Raw genomic sequence first — 6,661 nt, forward strand, 5'->3', positions numbered from 1 at the left:
ACGGACCTCGCCTTCCGGGCGAACTTCGCGCAGGAACGGTCGATCTACGACAAGGAGACGCTGGTGGCCCTCGCGGTGGAGGCGGGCCTGGACGAGACCTCGGCCCGCAAGGTGCTCGACGATCCGACCGCGTTCGCCGAGGACGTGCGGGCCGACGAGCGACTGGCCGCCGAGATGGGAGCCGGCGGTGTGCCCTTCTTCGTGCTGAACCGGCGCTACGGAGTCAGCGGCGTCCAGTCGCCCGAGGCGTTCACGCAGGCCCTCGAGCAGGCCTGGGCGGACCGGGCCGCCGCATGAGGCGCGGCCCCCGGGGGCCGCGCCGGGAAGAGTCCGGCAGCCGGCGGGACCGGCCGGCCCACCCGGGCCGTGCGTCGTCCGCCCGCCGCCGGTCGGGCGCACGACGCACACGCGCGTGCGTCAAGGACGAACGAGGGACCGAGCCGCCCGGGCGGCACGGTCCCTGTTCGCGCGGCGGTGATCAGATGATCAGTTGCCGCCGTCCTCCCAGTGCTGCGTCACAGGGGTCGCGGTGACGGCGTTCTCGTAGACCAGCGCCACGCGGTGGCCGTACTGGATCGTGTACATCCTCTTGCCGCCGAGGACGACCGTTCCGCTGCTCTTGTCGTAGTCGTCCGTCACGGCCGGGGCCTGGGTGGCGACGTACGCCTGGCCGGCGGGGACGGTGTACACCGTGAGCGGGGCCTGCGTCGAGGGCGAGATGCCCGCCGGGTACTCCGAGGCGTCCGGGTAGCTGCGGCCGTAGACGGCCACCGAGGCGGAGCCGGCCGGACGGATCGTCTTCACGCCGTAGGCGATCTTGGCGTTCTCGCCGCCGGGGTTGTAGAACCACACCTTCGCGCCGCTGAACCAGATCGCGGTCCAGTCGCCGCTCACATCGGCGACGACGAACTGCTGCCCCGACTGGGCCGTGCTGCCCCAGTCGCTGATCTCGTCCGTACCCGCGCCGGTGCCATGGAGCGCCTGGTCGCCGAAGAGCGGGGCGGACGCGTCCGGGGCGGTACGCACGTAGACGAAGTTCGACGCCTGCTGCCTCACCGTGCAGGTGGTCGTGGGATCGGTCGGGTCGTCACCGGGACAGACACGTACGGTCTGCACGGTGTCGGCGAACGGCGGATCGATGGTCACGACCGAACCCACGGCCGGCACGCTGTGCGTTCCGCTGTAGGGGCGGCCGAGGAGCGTCATGAAGTGGTCCCAGTCCCAGCCGTTGCCCGGGTCCCAGTGCATCCCGGCGGCGTGGGCGTCGTCCGGGCTGTCGACGTTGTCATGACCGATGACGTGCTGACGGTCCAGGGGTATGCCGAACCGCGCCGCGAGGTACGTGACCAGGTCGGCCGTGGCCTCGTACTGCGCCTCCGTGTACCACGTGGCGCCCTGCGCGGCGTACCCCTCGTGCTCGATGCCGATGGAGTGCAGGTTCATGGAGTAGTTGCCGGCGTGGAAGGCGATGTCCTTGGTGGGCACCATCTGCGTCACCGCGCCGTCGGACGAGCGCATCACGTAGTGCGTCGCGGCGCTGTTGGTCTGGGCGGACAGGCCCTTCACACCGGCGTCGTAGGTGGTCTCCAGGTCGTGGATGACGATGGTGTCGATCCGGATACCGTTCGCGGGCCGCTTGGACACCTGCACACCCGCGGCCGAGCCGGGGACGAACGTGCATGCCACAGCCGGCGGGCACTCGGTGTCCGCGGTGGCCGACGCCGTCAGGTGCAGCCGGTCGACCTGCGCCGTCGCGGGGCGGACCGAGGGGACCGCGGTGAGGCGGACGCGCTGGCCGTCGTGCGTCTCGGCGAAGGCGCCCTTGCGGATGGTGCCGAAGACACGGTCGGCGAAGGCCACCGCCCCCTGACGGTCCGTCGACTGGCTGTAGCGGGCCACGGCTCCGAACCACAGGGCCGGGTCCGCCGGCGTCCCGCCGGCCACCTTCTTCTCGTACGACGCCAGAAGCGCCGCACCACCACGGATGTTGGCGGCGGGGTCCTCACGCAGGGTGTCCGGCGACATCCCGGTCAGCTTCGCGGCGGCCCGCAGCGTGTGCAGGGCCGGCTTCGCCGCCAGAGAGGCGAGGTCCTTCCGGCCGGCACCGCCCATCGCTCCACCGGCCATCATCGCCGGGGTGACGTCGGTGAGGTGCATGGGACCGAAGCCGCCGTCGGTGCTGTGCTGCGCCCCGTGGGCGTCCCACGCGGACTCCTCGTAGGCGACGCCGAGCAGCACGCTCACCGGGACGTGGTACTCCGCGGCGGCCGAGGCGAAGTCCTGCTGCCGGGAGGCGACGGTGGAATCCGTCGCGGCGAGTGCGGTGAACCGCGTCGCGGTCAGGCCGCCCACGGCCAGCGCACCCGCCGCGATCAAAACAGGGAGACGCAGCCGTCTCTTCCTCTGGTGCAAGATGACGTTCCTTACGCGAGGTGGGATGAGCGGTCATCAGGTGTGAGCCGCCACCGGACGGGCCGATCCTGGGTCACTGAGGTGAACTGCGGTCGCACACCTGGCCGCAGCGGGTGACACCTCCACAGTCGGTTCCCCGTTCACACGTACCTTACGGGAGCACCAGCCGGAGCCCGGACCCGCCCCCTTCGGTGATACGCCGCTCCCAGCGGTTCCCGGACACCGCGTCGAGGGAAGGGCGGACTCCTGCGGCGGAGCGTCGAAACTCCCGCGGGTGAGCGGAGTTTCGGCGGCCGGGGCCCGGCACTCCTCCAGCCTCCTGCCGGGGACCCCCGGCGCACGCACCGGACGCCGCGCGGGGCGCATTCCGGGCGGACGGGTGAGCTCGACGGCAGGGCCCGGCCCCGGGCGGGCGTGTGATGTCACGGGCGGGTGCAGCCCACGTTTCTCCCCCTGAAGGAGCCGGCAGCACCGTCGGACGTGTCGCCGGATCCGCGTGCGCGCGGATCGTGCGCGCCGGCCCGCGTGCCGAGCGGTCCGCCGCTCCGTTCAGGCCCGCCCCAGCCGGTAGTCCGTCATCCGGACGCGACCGGTCCGCCGGCGGAAGGCGATCGTGGTGTCGGGCCACAGCACGGTGTTGCGGCCCGACCGGGGATCCTGGTACCAGCTGCGGCAGCCCCCCGTCTGCCAGACGGTGCCGGCCATGCGCCCGTCCACCCAGTCGTTGAAGGCCCGCTGGACATCGGCGCGTACCTCGACGGAGTCCGCTCCGCGGCGGCGCACGCGGCGCAGGAGGGCGGTGACGTGGCGGGCCTGCGCCTCGATCATCGCGATCTGCGAGTTGTGACCGAGCCCCGTGTTCGGCCCCGCCATCAGGAACATGTTGGGGAAGCCGGCGACGGTGGTGCCGAGGTAGGCCTGGTTGCCGTCGGCCCAGGCCTCGGCGAGGGTGACGCCGCCCCGTCCGGTGATGTCGATGCGGAGAGTGTTCTGCGTGTCGAAGCCGGTCCCGTAGACGAGGACGTCGGCGGCGACCTCGACCCCGTCCTCGCCGACCAGGGTGCCGGGCCGGACCGTCGCCACCCCGCCCCGCCGCAGCCGGACATGGGGCCGGGACAGCGCCGGATACCAGTCGCTGGAGATCAGCAGCCGTTTGCACCCGAGGGCGTAGTCGGGGGTGACGGCCGCCCGCAGCCCGGGGTCGGACACCTGCTTCTCCACGAGCCGGCGCGCCAGCGCCTCGGTGGCGGCCAGGGCCCCCGGATCGCTGACGAACCCGGCGGCGCGCCCCTCGTGGATCCGGAACAGGCGTTCGCGTGTCCACCAGCGGTAGGGCGGGCACCAGCGGGCCAGACGACGGTGACGTTCGTCGAAGAGCCGGTCGGTCTTCGGCAGGATCCAGGGCGGTGTGCGCTGGAAGACGGTGAGGGCCGAGACCTGGTCGACGATCGCCGGGACGAACTGGACGGCACTGGCGCCGGTGCCGATGACCGCGACCCGTTTGCCGGTCAGGTCGACGTCGTGCCGCCAGGCCGCCGAGTGGAACACCGCGCCGCCGAAGGACTCGACACCGGGCAGGTCGGGGTGGGCGGGATGGTGCAGCGGTCCGACTGCGCAGACCAGGAACCGGGAGCGATGGCACTCGCCGGCCGACGTCACCACCTCCCAGCACGCCTCCTCCTCGTCCCACCGGGCGCCGCGGACCTCCTGGCCGAACCGCACGTGCTCGACGAGACCGCGCCGGCGGGCCACCTCCCGCAGGTAGTCCAGGATCTCCGGCTGGCGCGCGAACAGCCGGCTCCAGTCGGGCTTCTGGTGGAAGGAGTACGAGTACAGGGGTGACGGGATGTCGCAGGCGCAGCCCGGATAGGTGTTGTCGCGCCAGGTGCCGCCGAGGTCGTCGGCGGCCTCCAGGATCCGCAGCGAGCGGATGCCCGCCTTGCGGAGCATGGCGGCGAGACCGAGTCCGCTGAAGCCGGCGCCCACGATCAGGACGTCGACGGGCGCGGGCGGCGCGGCCGTGCCGGCGGCGGGATCAGCGGGGGAGATCATCGGTGTCCTCGGCGGGAGACGACGGCCGTGTCCGGCCGGTGCCGCTGTCGCGGGCGGTGGGGATGCCGGCGAGCCGGTACTTGAGCACCTTGCCGGACGGGTTGCGGGGCAGTTCCTCGACGAAGAGGTACTCGGAGGGGAGCTTGTAGTCGGCCAGACGGGAGGCGGCGTAGGAGCGCAAGGACTCCACGCCGGGTGCACGGCCGCGGCGTGGTACGACGACCGCGCGCACCCGCTCGTCGAAGACCGGGTCGGGCACACCGACGACGGCGACGTCGGCGATGTCCGGGTGGCCGGACAGAACGCTCTCGACCTCGGCGCTGTAGATGTTCTCGCCCCCGCGGATGATCATGTCCTTGAGGCGGTCGAGGACCCTGACGAACCCGTCGGCGCCGACGCTGCCCACGTCCCCCGTGCGCAGCCAGCCGTCCACGAAGGTGGCGCCGGTGGCCTCCGGGTTGTTCCAGTAGCCCGCGGCCACCACGGGGCCGCGCACGCACAGTTCGCCGACGGTGTCCCGCAGGTCCCGGGGCGGCGCCCCGCCCACGGAGACGGCGACGTCGAGCCCCGCCACGGGCCTGCCCACCGAGCCGGCGTGGGCGAGGTACTCGTCGCCCTCGGTGTAGGTCACGATCGAGGTCCCCTCGGTCAGCCCCCACACGTTGCCGAGCCTCAGCCCGGGTACACGGCGGACGACCTCGGCGGGGAAGCTCTCGGGGACCGGTGAACCGCCCATGACGAACAGGCGCAGTGCGGACAGGTCGGAGGCGGTGTCCTCGGCCTTGAGCAGGATCAGCCGGAGCATGGCCGCGACGCCGGCGAAGAACGTGATCCGCTCCCGGACCATCAGCTGGACGACGGTCTCCGCCCGGAACTCGGGGGTGAGCACGCAGCACGCACCGGCGGTGAGGAAGCCGATGAACTGCGAGACCACACCGGTCGCGTGGAACATCGGGGCCGCGATCAGGGTCCGTTCTGCCGGGCCGGCGCCGAGGCGCTCGCGCACGGTGCGGGCGTTGAACAGCAGGTTGGCGTGGGTGTGCATCGCGCCCTTGGGCCTGCCGGTGGTGCCCGAGGTGTAGAGCAGGTGTGCCACGTCGCCGGGGGTGCGGTCCGCTCCGGGCAGTGCGCCGGCGCCGGGAACGACCGAGTCCGGCGCCGGTGGGGCGAGGAGGACGGAGGCGGGGACGACGCGCTCGGTGAACGCGGTCGGCACGCGTCCGCCGAGGGGTCCCTCGACGGCGTCGGTGAGGATCACCCGCGCACCGCTGTCGGTGAGGACGTGGTCGAGCTCCGGACCGGTCAGCCGGGTGTTCACCAGGACGACGACGGCGCCGGCGAGCTGGGCCCCGAGGTAACCGACCGCGTACTGCCAGCAGTTGGGGAGCAGGATGGCGACCCGGTCGCCCGGGGCGACTCCGCGGTCCCGCAGCCGGAGCGCGACGCCCACCGCCCGGCGCAGTGTTTCGGCGTGGCTGAGCCGGACGGAACCGTCCACCAGGGCCTCACGCTCGGCGTGTTCCGTCGCGACACGGATGAACGCGCGGGGGAGTGTTTCCGCTTGCATCTCGGTTCCTGACTCGGCGCCACGACGGACGTCCCGCCGTCAGGCCCAAGCGTAAACATACTCCTTGTCAGGTGAAGTACATATATCGAGCCAACTTACGGCCACGTATCCCCGTCACCTACTTGACCGGTGACGAAAGTGCGGTAAGAATCCAACGAGTCGAGAAACATAACCGCTTGGGCAAGTAATGCGTCAAGGAGTTGTCATGGGTATCACCGAAGACGCCGGCCGCCTCGCCACCGGTCGTCGCAGGTTCCTCGGCCTGGCCGCGGGCGCCGCGGGTGTCGTGGCCGGCGCCCAGCTCGGTCTTTCCGGCCAGGCGCAGGCCGCGTCCGGTGGGCCGGAAGCCGTGGGCTCCGCAGCGGCGGCCGGCGCCCGCCCCGGTTCGCCCCGCCCGGTCCCCGGGGTCCGGCCCTTCCGTATCAGGGTCCCGCAGCGGGAGATCGGTGAGCTGCGGCGGCGGGTGCGGGCGACGCGCTGGCCGGACCGGGAGACCGTCGGCGACCGCTCCCAGGGCGCCCAGCTGGGGAAGGTTCGCCCGCTGGTGGAGTACTGGGGTACCCGTTACGACTGGCGCAAGGTCGAGGCGAGGCTGAACGCGCTGCCCCAGTTCATCACCGAGATCGACGG

General features: G+C 72.2%; 5 protein-coding genes. 2 read left to right on the plus strand and 3 right to left on the minus strand.

Annotated features, from left to right (window positions below; all coding sequences use genetic code 11):
* A partial coding sequence (locus ACZ5DC_RS40395) for a DsbA family oxidoreductase (protein WP_468661446.1) occupies positions 1-297 on the plus strand: 297 nt, incomplete at its 5' end.
* Positions 298-486: 189 nt separating this feature from the next.
* Here ACZ5DC_RS40395 and ACZ5DC_RS40400 read toward each other — a convergent pair.
* The 3 genes from ACZ5DC_RS40400 to ACZ5DC_RS40410 form a co-directional block, all read right to left on the minus strand.
* On the minus strand, positions 487-2,412 hold the full coding sequence (locus ACZ5DC_RS40400; RefSeq protein ID WP_468661448.1) for an N-acetylmuramoyl-L-alanine amidase: 1,926 nt from the start codon (positions 2,410-2,412) through the stop codon (positions 487-489).
* Positions 2,413-2,961: 549 nt separating this feature from the next.
* Positions 2,962-4,464: a flavin-containing monooxygenase gene (locus ACZ5DC_RS40405; protein ID WP_468661450.1), complete on the minus strand. Its 1,503-nt coding sequence runs from the start codon at positions 4,462-4,464 to the stop codon at positions 2,962-2,964.
* Positions 4,448-6,031: a class I adenylate-forming enzyme family protein gene (locus tag ACZ5DC_RS40410; protein ID WP_468661452.1), complete on the minus strand. Its 1,584-nt coding sequence runs from the start codon at positions 6,029-6,031 to the stop codon at positions 4,448-4,450. Before ACZ5DC_RS40410 ends, ACZ5DC_RS40405 begins: the two co-directional genes overlap by 17 nt.
* Positions 6,032-6,236: 205 nt before the next feature.
* Here ACZ5DC_RS40410 and ACZ5DC_RS40415 point away from each other — a divergent pair.
* Positions 6,237-6,661: epoxide hydrolase N-terminal domain-containing protein (locus tag ACZ5DC_RS40415; RefSeq protein ID WP_468661454.1), on the plus strand; the 425-nt coding region annotated here is incomplete at its 3' end.

This window comes from Streptomyces sp. NPDC031445, assembly GCF_055581365.1.